This is a genomic window from Ancalomicrobiaceae bacterium S20 (genome assembly GCA_040269895.1).
In the GTDB taxonomy this organism is placed as follows: domain Bacteria; phylum Pseudomonadota; class Alphaproteobacteria; order Rhizobiales; family Ancalomicrobiaceae; genus Methyloraptor; species Methyloraptor flagellatus.
Genome location: CP158568.1, coordinates 2,606,955 through 2,625,031, shown reverse-complemented (window position 1 = coordinate 2,625,031; position 18,077 = coordinate 2,606,955). Strand labels below are relative to the sequence as shown.

General features: G+C 65.5%; 15 protein-coding genes and 1 pseudogene. 9 read left to right on the top strand and 7 right to left on the bottom strand.

Annotated features, from left to right (window positions below):
- Positions 1-277: 277 nt before the first annotated feature.
- Positions 278-1,093, top strand: a complete 816-nt coding sequence (gene fdhD, locus ABS361_11980; protein ID XBY42837.1) for a formate dehydrogenase accessory sulfurtransferase FdhD — start codon at positions 278-280, stop codon at positions 1,091-1,093.
- On the opposite strand, the gene ABS361_11975 is transcribed toward fdhD, so the two are convergent.
- Positions 1,059-1,316, bottom strand: a complete 258-nt coding sequence (locus ABS361_11975) for a hypothetical protein (GenBank protein XBY47001.1) — start codon at positions 1,314-1,316, stop codon at positions 1,059-1,061. The two genes, fdhD and ABS361_11975, sit on opposite strands and share 35 nt — an antisense overlap.
- On the opposite strand from ABS361_11975, the pseudogene mobB reads away from it, so the two are divergent.
- Positions 1,209-1,735, top strand: a pseudogene (gene mobB / locus ABS361_11970) (molybdopterin-guanine dinucleotide biosynthesis protein B). The gene ABS361_11975 and the pseudogene mobB sit on opposite strands and share 108 nt — an antisense overlap.
- A gap of 35 nt (positions 1,736-1,770) precedes the next feature.
- Positions 1,771-2,364 carry an NAD(P)H-dependent oxidoreductase gene (locus ABS361_11965; protein ID XBY42836.1) on the top strand — a complete coding sequence of 198 codons (594 nt, stop codon included), beginning with the start codon at positions 1,771-1,773 and terminating at the stop codon, positions 2,362-2,364.
- 30 nt (positions 2,365-2,394) lie between these two features.
- On the opposite strand, the gene ABS361_11960 is transcribed toward ABS361_11965, so the two are convergent.
- The 3 genes from ABS361_11960 to ABS361_11950 form a co-directional block, all read right to left on the bottom strand.
- Positions 2,395-3,402, bottom strand: coding sequence for a glutathione S-transferase family protein (locus ABS361_11960; GenBank protein ID XBY42835.1), 1,008 nt, complete (start codon positions 3,400-3,402; stop codon positions 2,395-2,397).
- Positions 3,403-3,520: 118 nt separating this feature from the next.
- Positions 3,521-4,204: a D-lyxose/D-mannose family sugar isomerase gene (locus tag ABS361_11955; GenBank protein XBY42834.1), complete on the bottom strand. Its 684-nt coding sequence runs from the start codon at positions 4,202-4,204 to the stop codon at positions 3,521-3,523.
- Between the two features lie 131 nt (positions 4,205-4,335).
- Entirely contained in the window at positions 4,336-5,085 is a 750-nt protein-coding gene (locus ABS361_11950) for an SDR family oxidoreductase (protein ID XBY42833.1), read from the bottom strand.
- A 493-nt stretch (positions 5,086-5,578) separates the two neighbouring features.
- On the opposite strand from ABS361_11950, the gene uvrB reads away from it, so the two are divergent.
- A complete protein-coding gene (uvrB, locus tag ABS361_11945) occupies positions 5,579-8,116 on the top strand; it encodes an excinuclease ABC subunit UvrB (protein XBY46884.1) in 2,538 nt (845 codons plus the stop codon).
- A gap of 10 nt (positions 8,117-8,126) precedes the next feature.
- Here the strand turns inward: uvrB and ABS361_11940 are convergent, their stop codons facing one another.
- A complete protein-coding gene (locus ABS361_11940) occupies positions 8,127-10,190 on the bottom strand; it encodes a hypothetical protein (GenBank protein XBY42832.1) in 2,064 nt (687 codons plus the stop codon).
- 283 nt (positions 10,191-10,473) lie between these two features.
- Here ABS361_11940 and ABS361_11935 point away from each other — a divergent pair, with 283 nt between their 5' ends.
- Positions 10,474-10,839 (top strand): hypothetical protein, encoded by a 366-nt coding sequence (locus ABS361_11935; GenBank protein XBY42831.1) that lies wholly within the window; start codon positions 10,474-10,476, stop codon positions 10,837-10,839.
- Positions 10,840-11,017: 178 nt separating this feature from the next.
- Here ABS361_11935 and ABS361_11930 read toward each other — a convergent pair whose 3' ends face one another.
- Positions 11,018-11,752, bottom strand: a complete 735-nt coding sequence (locus tag ABS361_11930; protein XBY42830.1) for a hypothetical protein — start codon at positions 11,750-11,752, stop codon at positions 11,018-11,020.
- Positions 11,753-11,958: 206 nt separating this feature from the next.
- On the opposite strand from ABS361_11930, the gene ABS361_11925 reads away from it, so the two are divergent.
- The 4 genes from ABS361_11925 to ABS361_11910 all read left to right on the top strand — a co-directional run bounded on the left by ABS361_11925 (position 11,959) and on the right by ABS361_11910 (position 16,151).
- Positions 11,959-12,906, top strand: a complete 948-nt coding sequence (locus tag ABS361_11925; GenBank protein XBY42829.1) for a sugar-binding domain-containing protein — start codon at positions 11,959-11,961, stop codon at positions 12,904-12,906.
- A gap of 107 nt (positions 12,907-13,013) precedes the next feature.
- Positions 13,014-13,433, top strand: coding sequence for a DUF6455 family protein (locus tag ABS361_11920; protein XBY42828.1), 420 nt, complete (start codon positions 13,014-13,016; stop codon positions 13,431-13,433).
- 153 nt (positions 13,434-13,586) lie between these two features.
- Entirely contained in the window at positions 13,587-14,561 is a 975-nt protein-coding gene (tal, locus tag ABS361_11915) for a transaldolase (GenBank protein ID XBY42827.1), read from the top strand.
- A 270-nt stretch (positions 14,562-14,831) separates the two neighbouring features.
- Positions 14,832-16,151 (top strand): homoserine dehydrogenase, encoded by a 1,320-nt coding sequence (locus tag ABS361_11910; GenBank protein XBY42826.1) that lies wholly within the window; start codon positions 14,832-14,834, stop codon positions 16,149-16,151.
- Here ABS361_11910 and ABS361_11905 read toward each other — a convergent pair.
- Positions 16,048-17,940: an ATP-binding protein gene (locus ABS361_11905; GenBank protein XBY42825.1), complete on the bottom strand. Its 1,893-nt coding sequence runs from the start codon at positions 17,938-17,940 to the stop codon at positions 16,048-16,050. The two genes, ABS361_11910 and ABS361_11905, sit on opposite strands and share 104 nt — an antisense overlap.
- Positions 17,941-18,077 lie beyond the last annotated feature (137 nt).

Here is an 18,077-nt window from a genome sequence, read left to right as displayed (position 1 = left end):
AACGATGAGTAAATCCTGTGGATGCTGGCAGAAAATTGATCGACGCTCTGTTGTTTTCGATAGCGCAGGCCGCTCGCTCGCATCGATTGCATACCTGCAACGGTCCGGTATGGAGCGGCTGACGGGCCAGGCATTCCGGGCTAAACTCGCGCAAGCCCGGAGGGGTGAGCGGTATCCCCTTCGAGAAACGGCAAGAACGGGAAGCGTCATGTCCGGGTCCGCCCCTATTCAAGTCACGTTCCAAGCTGCGCCCCAGGTTGTGAGCCGAGCCCCTTCCGTGGCTGATCCGGCCCAGAGCGCCGCCTCCTGCTCCTTGGCGGTCGCCGCACGGCGGATCACCGCGGGCGGCGCCGAGACGCGCGAGGAGATCGTCGCGCGCGAGGAGCCGATCGCGCTGGTCTACAACGGCCTCTCCTACGCGGTGATGATGGCCTCGCCGGCCGATCTGGAGGACTTTGCGCTCGGTTTCTCGCTGACCGAGGGGCTGCTCACGACCGCCGACGAGCTCTACGACGTCGAAGTCGAGGCGCTGCCGACCGGCTTCGAGTTGCGGCTCAGTGTGGCGGCCGAGCGCTTCGCGGCGCTGCGCGCGCGCCAGCGCAATCTCGCCGGCCGCACCGGCTGCGGCCTGTGCGGCGTCGACAGCATCGCCGAGGCGCTGCGTCCGATCGCGCGCGTCGGCGGATCGGCCTGCTTCGCGGCGGAGGCCGTGTTCCGCGCCATGCGGATCCTGCCGGAGCGGCAGATCCTGAACGGCGAGGTCGGCGCCGTCCATGCCGCGGGCTTCGCCTCGGCGGAGGGCGAGATCCTGCTCGTGCGCGAGGACGTGGGCCGTCACAACGCGCTCGACAAGCTCGCCGGCGCGATCGCGCGGGCCGGGATCGATGCCGGTGCAGGCTTCGTCGTGGTGTCGAGCCGCTGCTCCTACGAGATGGTGCACAAGACCGCCGCGCTCGGCGCGCCGCTGATCGCCTCGGTCTCCGCGCCGACGGCGCTGGCGATCCGCTTCGCCGAGGAGGCCGGCGTCGGCCTCGCCGCCTTCGCGCGCGAGGGCCGCTTCACGCTCTACGCCAACCCGGATCGCATCGCGTGACCCGCGTCTGTTCGCTGCCGCCGGGCGCCCACCTGCCTGTCTCGGACCGCTCGGCATGACGGCGCAAAACCGCCTGTTCGGTGTCATCGGCTGGAAGAACGCCGGCAAGACCACACTGGTCGAGCGTCTGGTCGCCGAACTGACCCGCCGCGGCCGGCGGATCTCGACCATCAAGCACGCCCACCACGACGTCGATATCGACGAGCCCGGCCGCGACAGCCATCGGCATCGCGAGGCCGGCGCGGTCGAGGTCGCGCTGGTCGGCGGCCGGCGCTGGGCGGTGATGCGCGAGCTGCGCGGCGATGCGCCCCGCCGCTCGGCGACATCGCCGCCAGGCTCGCGACCGTCGACCTGGTTATCGTCGAGGGCTACAAGACCGAACCCTTCCCGAAGCTCGAAGTGCGTCGCGCCGGCGCCTCACGCGACGCCGCGCTCGCCCCCGGCGACCCGACGATCCTCGCGATCGCCTGCGACACAGCCGAGCCCGGCCACGTCGGCACCGACGCGAGCGGTCTGCCGCTGTTTCACCTCGACGATATTCAAACGATTGCCGATTTTGTCGAACAGACCATGCTGGTCGGCCCCTTGCCGGACGCGGCTTCGAGGATCGAGACCGGAACGGCCGACGCCGATCCGGGTTGATCCGCTCTTCGTTCGGCATCGCCTCGGAGGTGCTCTTGCGTGTCCTGATCGTGGTCGCCCATCCCCTCGACGACAGCTTCGCCAAGGCGGCGCTGAGCCGCGTGCGCGCGGTGCTCGAGCGCCGCAAGGACGAGGTCGACGTGATCGACCTCTACCGCGACGGCTTCGACCCGCGCCTGACCGCGGCCGAGCGGCGCGCGTACTTTGCGCAGCCCTATCAGCCGGGCGCGGACGTGACCGGCTATGTCGAGCGCCTGCGCGCGGCCGAAAAGCTGGTGCTGATTTTTCCGCAATGGTGGTTCGCCATGCCGGCGATCATGAAGGGCTTTTTCGATCGCGTCTTCGCCCCTGGTGTCGCCTTCGAGCACGACCGCGCGGGCGGCCGGCTGATCCCCAAGCTCGATCACATCGGCGCGCTGTGGGTCGTCTCCTCGACCGGCTCGCCCTGGTGGGTGGCGCGGCTCTGGATGGGCGATCCGGTGCGCAAGCTCCTGAAGCGCGGCATCATGAACTTCGTCGCCCGCGGCGCCTCGTTCCGGATGATGACCCTGCACGACATGGACCGGATGACCGACGACAAGGCCAAGGCCTTCCTCGCCCGGCTCGAAGCCGCCTTCGCGCGCTTCTGAGCCGGGGCGATCGGTGCGGGCGGCCCGGCCTCAGCCTTCGCGCACGCGAATGCCGCGGCCGGGCAGGGCGCCACGATCGTGGGGCGCGCCGAAGTCGAGTGCCGGGCCCTTCGGCACGATCATGGTCGGGTTGATGTGCCGGAGCGAATAGTATCCGGTCTTGATGTGGTCGATGTTCACGGTCTCGGCGATGCCCGGATACTGGTAGAGCTCGCGCAGATAGTTCGACAGCGCCGGATAGTCGACGATCCGGCGCAGATTGCACTTGAAGGCGCCGTGATAGGCGGCGTCGAAGCGGATCAGCGTCACGAACAGCCGGAAATCCGCCTCGGTCAGCCACTCGCCGGCGATGTAGCGATGCGTGGCGAGATGCGCCTCCAGATCGTCGAGCGCGGCGAACAGCCGGTCGAAGGCGGCCTCATAGGCGGCTTGCGTCTTGGCGAAGCCGGCCTTGTAGACGCCGTTGTTGACGTCGTCGTAGATGCGCGCGTTCCAGGCGTCGATGGTCGGCGCCAGATCGGCCGGATAGAGGTCGAGCCGGTTGCCGGTGAGGCCGTCGAAGGCCGAATTGAGCATCCGGATGATCTCGGAGGACTCGTTGTTGACGATGCGCTCCTCGCGCGCGTCCCAGAGTACCGGCACCGAGACTTTGCCAGTGTAGGTCGGTGCCGCGCGCGTGTAGATCTGCCAGAGGAAGTTCGCGCCGTAGAGCGGTTCGCGCGACGTGCCGTCCGGCTCCAGGAAGGTCCAGCCGTCGTCGCCGAGGATCGGATTGACGACCGTGATCGGTATCACGTCGTCGAGCCCCTTCAGCGCCCGCCAGATCAGCGTCCGGCTCGCCCACGGGCAGATATAGGCGACATAGAGCCGATACCGCCCGGCCTCCGCCGGCAGCCCCGGCTGTCCGTCCGGCCCGGGACGCCCGTCGGCGGTGATCCACGACCGGAACTTGGTCGCCTCGCGATGAAACGCCCCGCCCTTCATCTCCGAGGCGGCGACGTCGGACGTCTCCCACTTTCCATCGACGAGTTGCGGCATGACGGCGGCTCCGGCTGCGTTGATCCTCGTGTGGATCTAACGCCGCAGCGGCCGTTTCGGTAGCGTTCGCTCGGGTGACGGATCGTTCGACGGATCGCGCCGCTCGACCCGAAGTCCCTCACAACCCCTTATAATCCGGCACGATCAGCCGATACGCCTCGGCCTCCTCTTCCACGCTCGGGAAGCGGCTGACCGGTTCGAGGAAGTAGTTGTCGGTCTCGTCGTCGTTGACGGTCGACACCTCGCCGATCAGGCAGTCGCCGTCCTTGCCCCAGAAGGCGTGCGCCTGGCCGGGTTCGAGCGTGATGCTCTCGCCGGGCTCCAGCACCACGGTGCCGCCGGGGGCGACCGTGCGGGCGAGGCCGTCGCACATCACCGTCACAGGGCGTTCGCGGTCGATCGAGACGCCGTCGGCGGCGACATTGTAGAGCTTCACCTCGAGCGGCGCGCCGCCGCGGACGATGATGTCCTCGGTCTTCATCTTGTGCCAATGCATCGGCGTCAGCTGATTGGCGCGGCTGATCATGATCTTCTCGGCGTAGACCATGCCGGTGCCGCGCTTGAGGTTGTCCAGCGTGCCGTTGCGCACGGTGAACAGCAGGAGCCCCTTCTTGGTGAAGCTGCCGAAACCGTAGTCGGTGATGTCCCAGCCGAGCCGCGGGCCGATGATCGCGCCGGCGCGGTCCTTGTTGGCGCGCCAGTCGGCCGGCGACCAGGCCGCGAACGGCGGCATCTTGAAGCCGAACGAGGCGATGAAGTCTTCGCCGGCGCGGATGATCTCGTTGAGTTCGGAACGCAGCATGGCCAGGTGATCCCGGTTCGGAGAGCGGCCGCGCAGCATTGCCACGGCCGGCGTCGGAAGGCGAGGGCGCGACCCGCGCCGATCGGTCACGGCCGATGTCCGTGGGCGGCGTGGGCGCGAAGCGGGGACGGTCAGGTGTTGGTCCAGCCGCCGTCGATGACGTGGGCGTGGCCCGTGGTCAGCGAGGATTCGTCGCTGGCGAGGTAGACGACCAGCATGGCGACCTCCTCCGGCCGTCCGAGCCGCCCCATCGGCTGGCGCGCCAGGAACATCTTGCGCGCCTCGTCATAATCGCCGAGCGCGCGCATGCGGTCCTCCAGCGACGGGCTCTCGATCGTGCCGGGGCAGATCGCGTTGCAGCGGATGCCCTTGGCGACGAAATCGGCCGCGATCGACTTGGTCAAGCCGATCACCGCGGCCTTGGTCGTGCCGTAGATGAAGCGGTTCGGCGCGCCGATGATCGACGAGGCGACCGAGGCCATGTTGATGATCGAGCCGCCGCCGCGCGCGATCATCGCCGGCAGCAGCGCCCTGGTCAGCCGGTACATCGAGCGGACGTTGAGCGAAACGGCGAAGTCGAACTCGTCCTCGGTGCAGTCGAGGATCGTGCCGTTGTGGACGAAGCCCGCGCAGTTGAACAGCACGTTGACGTCCGGATGCGCGGCCGCGAAGGCGGCGATCGCGGCCGGATCGGTGACGTCGAGCCGCTCGGTCTCGATGCCCGGCACGCCGGCGAGATCGGCCATCTTGTCGAGCGCGATGTCGGTCGCGATCACCCGCGCGCCCTCGACCGCGAAGGCGAGCGCCGCCGCCCGGCCCATGCCCTGCGCCGCGGCCGTGATCACCGCCGTCTTGCCCTTGAGCCGGCTGCCCGTCGTCATGTTCTTCTCCTGCCTCGCGTTTCCTGGCGCGGCGCTCGTGCCGAAGCGGCGCCGTTCGGGCGCGGATCATGGCGGGGAGAGGGAGGGCATGCAAGCATGTTACGCCGATTGTCTTCGGATGCACGGCAATCAAAGGGGACCCGGTGCAAGCAATTTTGAAAAGCGCCTTGCACCCTTGACCCCTTTTCCCATCCCCGGACTCGGGCCATATTCCGTTCATGGCCCGTACTCCGAAGACCCCTGGCTCCGCGTCGCGTCGGCGCGGTCCGCTCACCGCCCATCTCGACGCCTCCGCAGCCGCCGAACCGGCGTCCGACGCCGATCTCGGTGGCGAGGCGCCGTGGGAGACCCCGCGCGCACCGGTCTGACCGACAGCGGTGCCGATCCGCATCCGCCGGGCTTCGGCGAGGCGCCGCAAGCCGGCTACGATGTCGGCGCGGTGCCGCTCTCCGGCTCGATCGGCGACTGGGCGCGCGAGATCTCGGTCGAGGCCATGGCCGAGAAGCCGGCGAAGGCAGCCAAGGCGGCCAAGGCCGAGAAGCCGGCCGACAAGGCGCGCCCCGCGGGCCGCGGTCGCGGCGCCGACGGCGCCGCCTCGCCGAAGGAGCGGGTGCGCAGCGGCCTCAATCCGATCGCCGGCCTGGACCTGACGCTCGAAGAGGCGCAGGCCATGCCCAAGGGCGGCGCCACAGCGACCGTCGAGGCGCTGAAGGCGCTGATCGAGAGCGGCAATCCGCTGTTCAAGGACGGCAAGCTCTGGACCCCGCATCGGCCCGAACGGCCGCAGAAGTCCGAAGGCGGCATCCGCTTCGAGCTCGTGTCCGAGTACGAGCCGCGCGGCGACCAGCCGACCGCCATCGCCGAACTGGTCGAGGGCGTCGAGCGCGACGAGCGCATGCAGGTGCTGCTCGGCGTCACCGGCTCCGGCAAGACCTTCACCATGGCGCAGGTGATCGCGCGCACCCAGCGCCCGGCGCTGGTGCTCGCGCCGAACAAGACGCTGGCCGCCCAGCTCTATGGCGAGTTCAAGAGCTTCTTCCCGAACAACGCGGTCGAGTATTTCGTCTCCTACTACGACTATTACCAGCCGGAGGCCTACGTCCCGCGTTCGGATACCTACATCGAGAAGGAATCTTCCATTAACGAGCAGATCGACCGCATGCGCCACGCCGCGACGCGTGCCCTGCTCGAACGCGACGACGTCATCATCGTCGCCTCGGTGTCCTGCATCTACGGTATCGGCTCGGTCGAGACCTACACCGCCATGACCTTCGGCATCGAGGTCGGCGAGCGGCTGGACCAGCGCCAGCTGCTCGCCGACCTCGTCGCGCTGCAATACAAGCGCAACGACGCGGCGTTCCAGCGCGGCAACTTTCGCGTCCGCGGCGATACGGTCGAAATCTTTCCGGCCCACTTGGAGGATCGCGCCTGGCGGATCAGCCTGTTCGGCGACGAGGTCGAGTCGATCGTCGAGTTCGACCCGCTGACCGGCCAGAAGACCCAGAACCTGAAGTTCGTGAAGGTCTACGCCAACTCGCACTATGTGACGCCCAAGCCGACGCTGCAGCAGGCGATCCAGTCGATCAAGTCCGAGCTCAAGCATCGGCTGGTCGAGCTCGAGCAGGCCGGCCGCCTGCTCGAGATGCAGCGGCTCGACCAGCGCACGACCTTCGATCTCGAAATGCTCGAGGCGACCGGTTCCTGCGCCGGCATCGAGAACTACTCGCGCTATCTGACCGGCCGCCGGCCCGGCGAACCGCCGCCGACGCTGTTCGAATACCTGCCCGACAACGCGCTGGTCTTCGCCGACGAGAGCCACGTCACCATCCCGCAGATCGGCGGCATGTATCGCGGCGACTTCCGCCGCAAGGCGACGCTGGCCGAATACGGCTTCCGCCTGCCGTCCTGCATGGACAACCGGCCGCTGCGCTTCGAGGAATGGAACGCCATGCGGCCGCAGACCATCGCGGTCTCGGCGACGCCGAGTTCATGGGAGATGGAGGAGGCCGGCGGCGTCTTCGCCGAGCAGGTGATCCGCCCGACCGGCCTGATCGATCCCGAGATCGAGATCCGCCCGGCCACCAAGCAGGTCGAAGACCTGCTCGACGAGGTGCGCCAGGTCGCGGCGCGCGGCTATCGCTCGCTGGTCACCACCCTGACCAAGCGCATGGCCGAGGACCTGACCGAATACCTGCACGAGCACGGCGTGCGTGTACGCTACATGCATTCCGACGTCGAGACGCTCGAGCGCATCGAGATCATCCGCGACCTGCGCCTCGGCGCCTTCGACGTGCTGATCGGCATCAACCTGCTGCGCGAGGGCCTCGACATTCCGGAATGCGCGCTGGTCGCGATCCTCGATGCCGACAAGGAGGGCTTTCTCCGCTCGGAGACCTCGCTGATTCAGACCATCGGCCGCGCGGCGCGCAACGTCGACGGCCGCGTGATCCTCTATGCCGACGGCATGACCGGCTCGATGGAGCGCGCCATCGCCGAGACCAACCGGCGCCGCGAGAAGCAGCAGGCCTACAACAAGGAACACGGCATCACGCCGGAGACGATCAAGCGCCAGATCTCCGACATTCTCGGCTCGGTCTACGAGCAGGACCACGTCACGGTCGACGCCGGCTTCGCCGAGGACGGCCATCTGGTCGGCCACAATCTGGCGGCCCACATCGCCGACCTCGAAAAGCGCATGCGCGACGCGGCCGCCAACCTCGAATTCGAGACCGCCGCGCGCCTGCGCGACGAGGTGAAGCGTCTGCGCGAGACCGACCTGCTCGTCTCCGACGACCCGATCACCCGCCAGAGCGCCCTCGACGACGCCACCGGCGGCTTCGGCGGCGAACGCAAATACGGCGCCGCGGCGAACCTGCCGCCGAGCCGGGCCCGCAAGAATTCGCTCGACGAGATGACGGTCGGCCGGACGGAAGTGCCGATGGGCACGGGCGACCTGCCGAAGCGCCCGCCGCCGAGCACGGCGGCGGGGACGGCGGGGAGCCGAGGGAAAGGGAAGCGACGGGGGCGGTGATCCGTATCGATCAACTATAGCGTACTAGTTCGTACTGAATTGCTATTACCAAGCCGTCGAGAACTGCTTGTTGTAGGCGAAAGTACGGATCGTCTATCCTGTCGATGGATCTTTCGTCTAAGTCCTCCTGAATGAAAGCTTGGTATAGGTGTTGCGCGGAGTTGTTCATATCCGAGTGGACAGCATTGTTCCTGTATATTTTTATCCGTGCTAGCGCGCGCCATAGATCTGGATACGCTTTCTTAAATGTTGACCAGAAGTATTGCGGATCATGGGACTTTTTCCCGAAGTTATCAATCGGCTCGACGAGCGATCTATTTGCCGAGTTTATGAAGGTAAAAAATTCCGCTTCATCAGTTACAAGTTTGCAATTGCAAAATTTTTCCGCCTCTGGATACGAGTGAGGCCCATATATATGTGGCAAATTCGCATTTTCGCGGACTTTTTCCAGTGTACGCATTTCCTGAGTAATGCTTTTCAGTCGACCTTGAAGCCATTCCTCTCTGCGTTTGGTTTGAACGACGTATTTTCCAGATGAGGCTCCACGTTCGCGAGCTGTCTCGCTTAAGATGTACTTGCTAACTACAGGAATTTTAAGTGATGGCCTCAATCTGTTCGAAAACTCTAGGAGTCCATAGCCTCGGAGATGGCGCGTATATTCAGGCTCCTGAGCTAAATACAGGAAGTCTACAAGGTTTCCGGACGAAAGCATTTCCAGCATTTCATATTCAATAGGATAAAATTGCTTCAATTCTGATACAATATGTTTACAATAAAACACAATCTCTTCATCCCGCTCGTTCTCCGAGAGACGTAGCTGTTCCTGATTTATTGTAATTGGCCGTTCCGATTTAATTGAGAGAAGATGATTGTTGTAATGGGAGCAGGCCATGCGCGTTAGGAGTGGATGTCCGCCGTACCTAGTAAACAAATAACGAACACTATTCTCATCAAATTTTAGCCCCATTCGTTTTCCAAAATAAAGCAACATAGATCGTAGTTCGGATTCCTTGAATCCGATTAGATATTGTGTTTTCACGATTCCAAACATTGGGTTTTGAACGCCATCTAGCGTATCTATTTCGGCACAGCTTGGATTTACACCGGCGATTATAAATGAAAGTTGGCGATGCTCGCTCTGGGTCGCCCACAGTGTTTGCCAGAAGGGAATGAAGTCAGTCTTCCAGTGTGTATCAAGGGTCGAGAGTGGTGATATATATTCAATCTCGTCAAATATGAGGCAAAGTTTCTTTTGCTTTGATGCTATCTTGACCGAATATGTGAAATCATCCGAGGGGTGGGTGCTCTTTTTATTGGGGGGTATTCGAAATTGTTCATTTATATCTTTCACAATTTTTGACAAAAGTTCGCTCCATTTGAGATTTCGAATAGATGGGGCCTTGCAATCGTAGTAGAAGGTGGAAATTGCGTCGCGCTCGCTTAATCTCTTTATTTTAAATAATATCGAGGTCTTGCCGGTTTTTCGTAGCCCAAATAGGCCGCGATTTTGAGATTGTTTAGTGGCGTCGATAAATTCAGCTACTACGGCGTCTCGTCCAAAGAAAAACAAATCGGAGTCGATTGGAAGTTTGTAGTCGAATAAGTCTCTGGCGAATAGCTGGGCGGCAAGCTTGTTTCGTAAGTACCAGCTATCGCTTGCATCTGATACCTCGTCCCACTGTAAGGCGATTGGGATTCGGGATTGTGGGTTTTTAGATCTGTACTCGGTAATCCATGCTACGCCATCGGGATCATTTGTAATAATAAAGAATAGCCATTGATCAACACGCCCCTTTGCCGGGCTGCTGTCGATAGCTGAGTCGATGGCTTGAATGGAACGTGGTTGGATTGATTTATAGTGAGAAATAGCAAGAATAATCTCTTGGTCAAATCCAAATTGTTCCTTAATAAATCGTTCTGGGCTTAAAAAGTATATCGATAGATCGGTGTTGTATGCTCTATGTTGTTTTGCCCAGGTTATATCGAAGCAAGTCAGAAATGGACGCAACAGTCGACGCTCTTGCGGGAATTGTAAAAGGTGGCCGGATTCGACTTCAGGTTTTATCTGTCCCATGGCGTGCTGCCTTGAGTTGGTATTTAATTGGCATTCTATCGTAGGGGGCGCTCGCGTCAACGAGATGCCGTCCGGTGCACATATCGCCATTGTAGTTGGAGCTGGGACGATTTTTGAGCAAGGGAGGGTCGGTGCTGCTGCGGCTGTGCGTCGGAATCTGCCATTGCAAGTTGATACCTCGGACCTACCCCGCCACCCCGCACCTGATCTCCCGCGCTTCCAAATAAAGTGTCACCGTCACGATCCGGTTCTTCCGGAGATCGAACCGGCACAAGGCGTAGACTTGGCCGTCGCGTATGAAGTCGATGCGCATCGCGCCGGTCTTCTGGCGGACGACCGTGGTTGCGGCGGGGCCGGCGGTGGCGATGCCGGGGATGTCTTCGCCGTTGAGGCGGAAGACGCCCGTGGGCGGTGGGGCGAACTGGCGTTTGACTTCGACGAAGCCGGTCTCGTCGGTGAGCTGGCAGCCGCCGAGCGCGATGGCGAGCGCCGCCGCGAGCGCCGGCGCCGCGGCCCGCGCGCGGGCGCCGCGCCCGGGGGACAGTACCGGGGGCGACCGTACCGGGGACGATCATGCCGCGATCGGATCGCGTCCGTGAGGGGCTCGGCCGTCATTCCGTCATCCGCCAAGTTCACATCCGTGCTCTAGCCCGAGACGCGCCGACGCGAAAGCGCGCCGGAACCTTCGGCCGCGCCGGCGCTCCGGCCATGGTCCGCCCGCGCCGCGCGGACCCCGCCCTCGGCCGAACCGGCATCGCGGCCGCGACATCGGCCGCCGGAAGCCGCCGCCGGTGCGCCGGCCCCGGACCCGCGGCGCGCAAATCGCCTCACGTCCCCGGCTCGGGCGGCGTGACGGCCTGAATAAAACCCTTGAGCGCCGAGGAGGCGTTGCGGATGTCGTCGGCGAGGCGGCGGATCACCTGCAGCATCTGCTCGGCGTTGTTGAGCGCCTGCAGTTCTTCGATGTAGTCGCTGCGCGTCTGCACGGTCTTCAGGAGTTTCGTGAATTCGCCGCGTGCATTGGTGAGATCGTCGGTCGCCTTCTTGGCTTCGGTGCCGATCCGGTTCCATTCGCCGAGCAGATATTGCCGCTCCTCGGCCGAGAAGCGCGTCTCGGCCTCGATCTGGCGCTGCTTGGCGCGCGAATAGTCGATCACCTTCTGACCCAGCGTGGCGACCGCGCCATTGTCCGACACGGCGCCGAGCGCCTCGGCGATCAGCGCCTGCAGCTCGGCCAGATCCTTCTTGGCGGCGTCGGGCGCGGTCTGCTTCTCGATCTCGCGCGTCGACTGCTCGATCCGGCCGGTCAGCGAACCGAGGTTGCGCTTCACGTCGCCGAGCGTGCGGTTGAAGTCTTCAACGGGGTTGGCGACCTGCGGCGCACCCTGGCCGTTCGCACCCTGGCCATTCGCGCCCTGGCCGGCCGGTGTCTCGGCGGCGAAGGCGGGCGGCGCGATCGGTACGAGCGCCAGTGTCGCGGCGATGGCGAGGGCAAAACACGGGCGCGGCGGCGATCGTCGAAGGATCGGCGCGAGAGACGGACGCGGCGTCGGCGAACGCATGGGGATCTCCTCCGGCCGTCCGCGCGCGGGGCCGGACGCGCGACGGGCACGGTCAACTTGGGCAGCGTCCTTGTCTATTTTGCGACGTCCCCGACCTGCGCCGCGCGCGCCTGCATGCCGGCCGGTCCCGCTGCGGCGGCCCGTCTCGCGCCGGGGCGCGCGATGTGGTAGTCACCGAAAAGACATTTCACGAGTGCGCGAGAATCATGGCCCGTAACCGCCGCGACGACGAGATCATCCTTCAGATCGCGCGCATGCGTTACGACCAGCGCCTGCCCCAGAACGAGATCGCCCGCGTGCTCGGCATCTCGGAATCGACCGTGTCGCGCGCGCTCAAGGCGGCGATGGACTTAGGCTTCGTCGAAATCCAGATCACACCCTATGGCCTGCGCGATTTCGAGACCGAGCGCCGCCTGGTCCGCCGCTTCGATCTCGACACCGCCATCGTCGTGCAGCCGCGCGGGCCGGAAGAAAGTCCCTACGACCTGCTCGGCAAGGCCGTCGCCCGCGCGATCGAGGAGCGGATCGCGCCCGGCGCGGTGATCGGCGTGTCGGACGGCGACACGGTCGCGGCGGTCGCGGCCGCCATGCGCCGTGCGCGGTCGTCGGATGTCGACGTCGTGTCGCTGATCGGCGGCGTCGGCGCGCCGCAGATCCCGAGCCATTCGAGCGAAGTCTGTCGCGCGCTGGCGGCGGGGCTCGGCGGGCGTGCCTGGCAGCTGCCGGTGCCGGCGATCGTCGAGGACGACGTCTCGGCGCAGCACCTGCGCGAGACGAGCGCGGTGAAGACCGTGTTCGACCTGATGAAGCGCATGTCGATCGCGCTGGTCGGCATCGGCACGCTGTCGCCGCGCGCGACCGTGTTCCGCCATGGCGTCATCGATCCGAGCTTTATCGACCGCATCCGCGCCCGCGGTGCCATCGGCACGGTCTGTGGCCGGTTCTTCGATGCCGAAGGCAAGGTCGTCTCGACCGAGTTCGACCGCCGCACACTGTCGATCGGCCTCGACGGCCTGGCGCGCGCGCCGCTGCGCTTCGCGGTCGCGACCGGTCCGGACAAGGCCTCGGCGCTGCGCGCGGCCTGTTCCGGCAGGATCGTCAACGCGCTCGGCGTCGATTCCGAGACCGCGCGCGCCATGCTCGAGATGCTCTGAAGCGCCCGGCTTGCTGCAAAATTGCAGCCGTTTGTCGTCTTATTTGATGTTTCTCAACGACATCGCGGGTCGGCCCGTGCCTTTTCTCTGACAAGGAGGGACGGGACATGTCGCATCACGATTCGACGCTGAATTCTGTGGCGGAACGGGTGGTCGAGTGGTGGCGCGAGCGACGACAGGTGCTGGCGTCGCTCGACGAGCTCGCCGCCGTCGATCCGGTCGAACTCGCCCATATGGCGCGCGACCTGAGCCTCACCGGCCCCGATCTCGTCGAGCTCGCCGGTCACGGCCCCGGCGGGTTACGGCTCATGGAGCGCATGGCCGAGGTCAAGGGGCTGGACCTCGATCTCATCGCCGAGCGGCTCCCGGGGGTGCTGCGCGACATGCAGGCGGCATGCACGCGCTGCCAGGCGAAAGCCAATTGCATGCACGACTTCGACGAAGGCACCGCGCTCGAGAAGAGCGAGGCCTACTGCCCGAATCACCACACCATGACGGCACTGACCCGCGGCTTCCGCCGCGACTGAGAGTGCCAGGCACCACGTTGGTCGCGGGAACACATGTATGGGCTGTTATGCGAAAGAAATGCCGAAAATGGCGTTTCTTTCTGAAATGGGGACTCGTCGGTTCCGTCGAGGTGGGTTAGACAACGTCCGTCCGTTTCCGGAGTAGACCTTGCCATGACCTCCTTGCCCACCACCTCCAAGCTCGATCTCCTGCGTTCCATGACCACGGTGGTCGCCGATACCGGCGACGTGGACGCGATCCGCACCTTCAAGCCGGTCGATTGCACGACCAACCCGACGCTGGTGCTCAAGGCCGTGGCCTTGCCGGCCTATGAGCCGATGGTCGAGGAGGCGGTCGCCTGGGGGCGCAAGGCGTCGGGCTCGGCGGAAGCGGTGCGTCGCGCCGTCTGCGACCGGCTGGCGGTCAGCGTCGGCGCCGAGCTGACCAAGCTGGTGCCCGGCCGCGTCTCGACCGAGGTCGATGCCGATCTCTCTTTCGATACCGGTGCGACGGTCGAGAAGGCGCGTGCGGTGATCGCGGCCTATGAGGCGCGCGGCATCGGCCGCGAGCGCATCCTGGTCAAGATCGCCTCGACCTGGGAAGGCATCCGCGCCGCCGAGATCCTGCAGCGCGAGGGCATCGACTGCAATCTGACGCTGCTGTTCTCGCTCGCCCAGGCGGTCGCCTGCGCGGATGCGGGCGTGTTCCTGATCTCGCCTTTTGTCGGCCGCATCCTGGACTGGCACGTCAAGGCCGAGGGCCGCACCTTCACGCCGGATGAAGATCCGGGCGTCCTGTCGGTGCGCGGCATCTACGACTACTACAAGGCGCACGACATCCAGACCGTTGTCATGGCCGCCTCGTTCCGGTCCACCGGCGAGGTGCTGGCGCTCGCCGGTTGCGACCGGATGACCGTGTCGCCGGCGCTTCTCGAGGCGCTGGACAAGGAGACCGGCCCGGTCGAGCGCCGTCTCGCCCCCGATGCGGCCCGCGCGACGCCGGCGAAACTCGTCATGGACGAGAAGGCGTTCCGCTGGATGATGAACGAGGACGCCATGGCGACCGAGAAGCTCGCCGAGGGCATCCGCCTGTTCGCCAAGGACCTCGCCAAGCTGTCGCAGATGGTGGCCGAGCGCCTCGCGGCGTGAGATCGTCGCCGGCCTGCAGATCGCGAAAGGGCGCCCGACCGGCGCCCTTTTTGTTTGCCGAAATGCGTCGCCCCCGCTCGCGGTATCCACGCGGATCCGCCGGGCCGGGGAGGGGCGAGCCACCGACCCGACGGACCGGTGCAACTCCGAACTTGAAACATTTGTCTCTGTGTCATAGACAATGTTCACAATCGCCGCGCCGGACGAACCGGGATAGAACCCGCTCCACGACCCGCGCGAAGCCGGTGAGGAACACGAGGAGAAAATCCGATGTCGCATCTTGTCGCCGAACTCCTGGAACGGGCCGAGAAGCACGGGCCGATCACCGTCGGTCTCGCCGGCGCGGGTCAGATGGGCACGGATATCGTCGTGCAGGTTGCGCTGATGCCGGGCATCCGCATCGGCGCGATCTCCGAGATCCGCACCGAAGCGGCCCGCGACGCGGCGCTGCTCGCCGGCCACGCGAGCGACGACATCGTCAACGCCTCGTCCGCGAGCGCCATCGACAAGGCGATCGAGGCGGGCAAGCTCGCCATCACCGACGATCTCAACGCGCTCGCCGCCGCCGGCCGCATCGACGTCGTGATCGACGCCACCGGCAACCCGAACATCGGCACGCTGTTCGCGCTCGAGGCGATGAAGAACGGCAAGCACGTCGTCATGCTCAACGTCGAGGCCGACATCACCATCGGCCGCTTCCTCAAGGAAGAGGCCAAGAAGGCCGGCGTGGTCTACACCGGCGCCGCCGGCGACGAGCCGGCCTGCACGCTGGAACTGATCGCCTTCGCCAAGTCGCTCGGCATGGACATCGTCGCCGCCGGCAAGGGCAAGAACAACCCGCTGAAGTTCGACGCCATGCCGGCCGAATACGAGGCCGAGGCGCTCGCCCGCAACATGAACCCGCGCATGCTGGTCGAGTTCGTCGATGGCTCGAAGACCATGATCGAGATGGTCGCGATCGCCAACGCGACCGGCCTCAAGATCGACGTCCCCGGCATGCACGGCCCGGCCGCGACCCGCGAGGAGCTGGCTCACGTCCTGATCCCGAAGGCCGACGGCGGCGTGCTGAACAACAAGGGCGTCGTCGATTATTCGATCGGCAAGGGCGTCGCGCCGGGCGTGTTCATCGTGGTCGAGACGCGCCACCCGCGCGTGCTCGAGCGCATGATCGACCTCAAGGTCGGCAAGGGCCCGTATTTCTCGCTGCTGCGCCCGTATCACCTGACCAGCCTCGAGGTGCCGCTGTCGGCCGCCCGCGCCGTGCTCTACAAGCGCCCGGACATGGAGCCGGTCGACTATCCGGTTGCCGAGGCGATCGCGGTCGCCAAGCAGGATCTGAGCGCCGGCGCGAGCCTCGGCAAGATCGGCGAGACCGACTATCGCGGCTTCGCGATGAACTGGTCGGAAGCGCGCGCCGCCGGCGCCCTGCCGCTCGGCCTCGCCGAGAAGGCCAAGGTGCTGAAGCCGATCAAGGCCGGCGAATACCTCACCTACGAGAACTGCGTGCCGGACGACTCCATGGTCGTGACCCAGATCCGCCGCCGTCTCGACCAGACCGACGGCCGCTTCGTCCCCGGCGCCGCCGCCTGATCGAACACGCACCGTCAGGAAACGCCGAAAGCCCGGAGCGATCCGGGCTTTCGCATGTGTGTGGGCCGGTCTTGCCGCGAAAGGCGGCCGCTCTCCCGTATGTGCCCTCAGCGGCCGGCTTCGGCGACGGCGCGGGTGTCGTCGCCGCGCCCCTGGCCGAGTGCGTCACGCGCCTGTTCGAGCTGCCGGCGCATCGCGTCGAGCATCTCCTGGCTCGCGACCGGGCGCGGCCGGGCCCGGCGGGCGCCTCGGTCTCGGCCGGGCGCTGCGGGCGCTCGTCGAGCCGCGGCATGATCTCCATGACGCGCGACTTCGGCATGGTGAAGGTCACCTCGGTGCCTTCGCGCAGCTTGCTCTTGAGGTCGAAGCTGCCGCCGTGCATCTGCACGAGCGCCTGCACGATGTTGAGGCCGAGGCCGGTGCCCTGTTCGGCCGACTTGATCGCGATCGAGCCCTGGCCGAAGGCGGACAGCACGACCGGGATCTCCTCTTCCGGGATGCCCGGTCCGTTGTCGCGGATCGAGACATACTGGCCGCCGCCCGCCGTCCAGCCGACCTTGACGGCGATCGTGCCGCCCTGCGGCGTGAACTTCACGGCGTTGGACAGGATGTTGAGCACGATCTGGCGCACGGCGCGCTCGTCGGCCCAGATCTTCGGCAGGCTCTCCTCGTAGTGCTCGACGATGGTCAGGCCCTTGGCGCGGGCCCGGAGCGCGATCATGTGCGCGCAGTCCTCGACCACATAGGGCAGCGTGACCGCCTCTTCGTTGAGCTCGTAGCGGCCGGCTTCGATGCGCGACAGGTCGAGAATCTCGTTGATCAGCCCGAGCAGGTGCCGGCCGGAATTGTGGATGTCGTCGATGTAGCCCTTGTAGATCTCGTTGCCGATCGGCCCGAGCATCTCGGTCTGCATCACCTCCGAGAAGCCGAGAATGGCGTTGAGCGGCGTCCGGAGCTCGTGGCTCATCGTGGCGAGGAAGCGGCTCTTGGCGTAGTTCGCCTCCTCCGCCTTGCGCCGGCTCTCGTCGGAGATGGCATTGGCCTGCTCGAGCTCGGCGATCAGCGCGTCCTTCTCCTCCCGCGCCTGGATGGCACCGAGCGAGGCGTGGAACAGCCGGTAGCCGAGCAGGATGAAGAAGCCCTGCGCCACCACCGCCATCACCGAGATGATGAAGGGATAGGAGATGCCGTGGTCCGACTCGGCAAGCCCGCGCATCAGGAAGCTCGCCCCCGTCGTCGCCGTGACCGGCATCGACACGGCGAGCATCGCCGCCGGCACGTTGGCGGCCAGCATCGCCGTCACCGCCACCACGATCAGCATGGTGGAGAACTGGAAGACGTCGGTCGCGATGGTCGGCGTCGCGGGCAGCAGATAGAGCAGCGCGAAGGTGAGACCGAACAGCGCGTCGGCGGCCGCGAACCGGCCGCGCCAGCCGGCGAGCCGTACCGCGTGCCGCTCCAGGCTGAGGAACCGGCGCGCGAACATGACCGCGACCAGATGCGCCGACAGGACCAGCGCCACCCAGCTGCCGATCAGCATCTTGTCGGTCCACATGCTCCCGACGAGCGCGATCACCAGCACGAGGCCGATGATCCAGAACGCGGCCTGCACCCGATGGGTCGCATGCGCGACCATCAGTTCGTAGTCGAATTGCGGCTTGACGCCCTCGCTCTCGGCGAGTTTCTCGCGGAGATCGCGAACCGTGCGCGCGACCTGCCGCCGCCGCTCGGCGCGGCGGGCGTTGATCGCGGTCTTGTCCGCGCCGGGGCTGACGGCGACTTCCGTCACGCTCGAGATCCCTCGTCCCTCGTCTCCGGCCGTCTGAACGCCGGATGTCCCCACCAGTGGTTCGGTCGAACCACCCGTCTGCGATGCTGGCGATCCATGCCGGACACGCGCCGGCCGGAATTCGCTCTAGAGTGTGC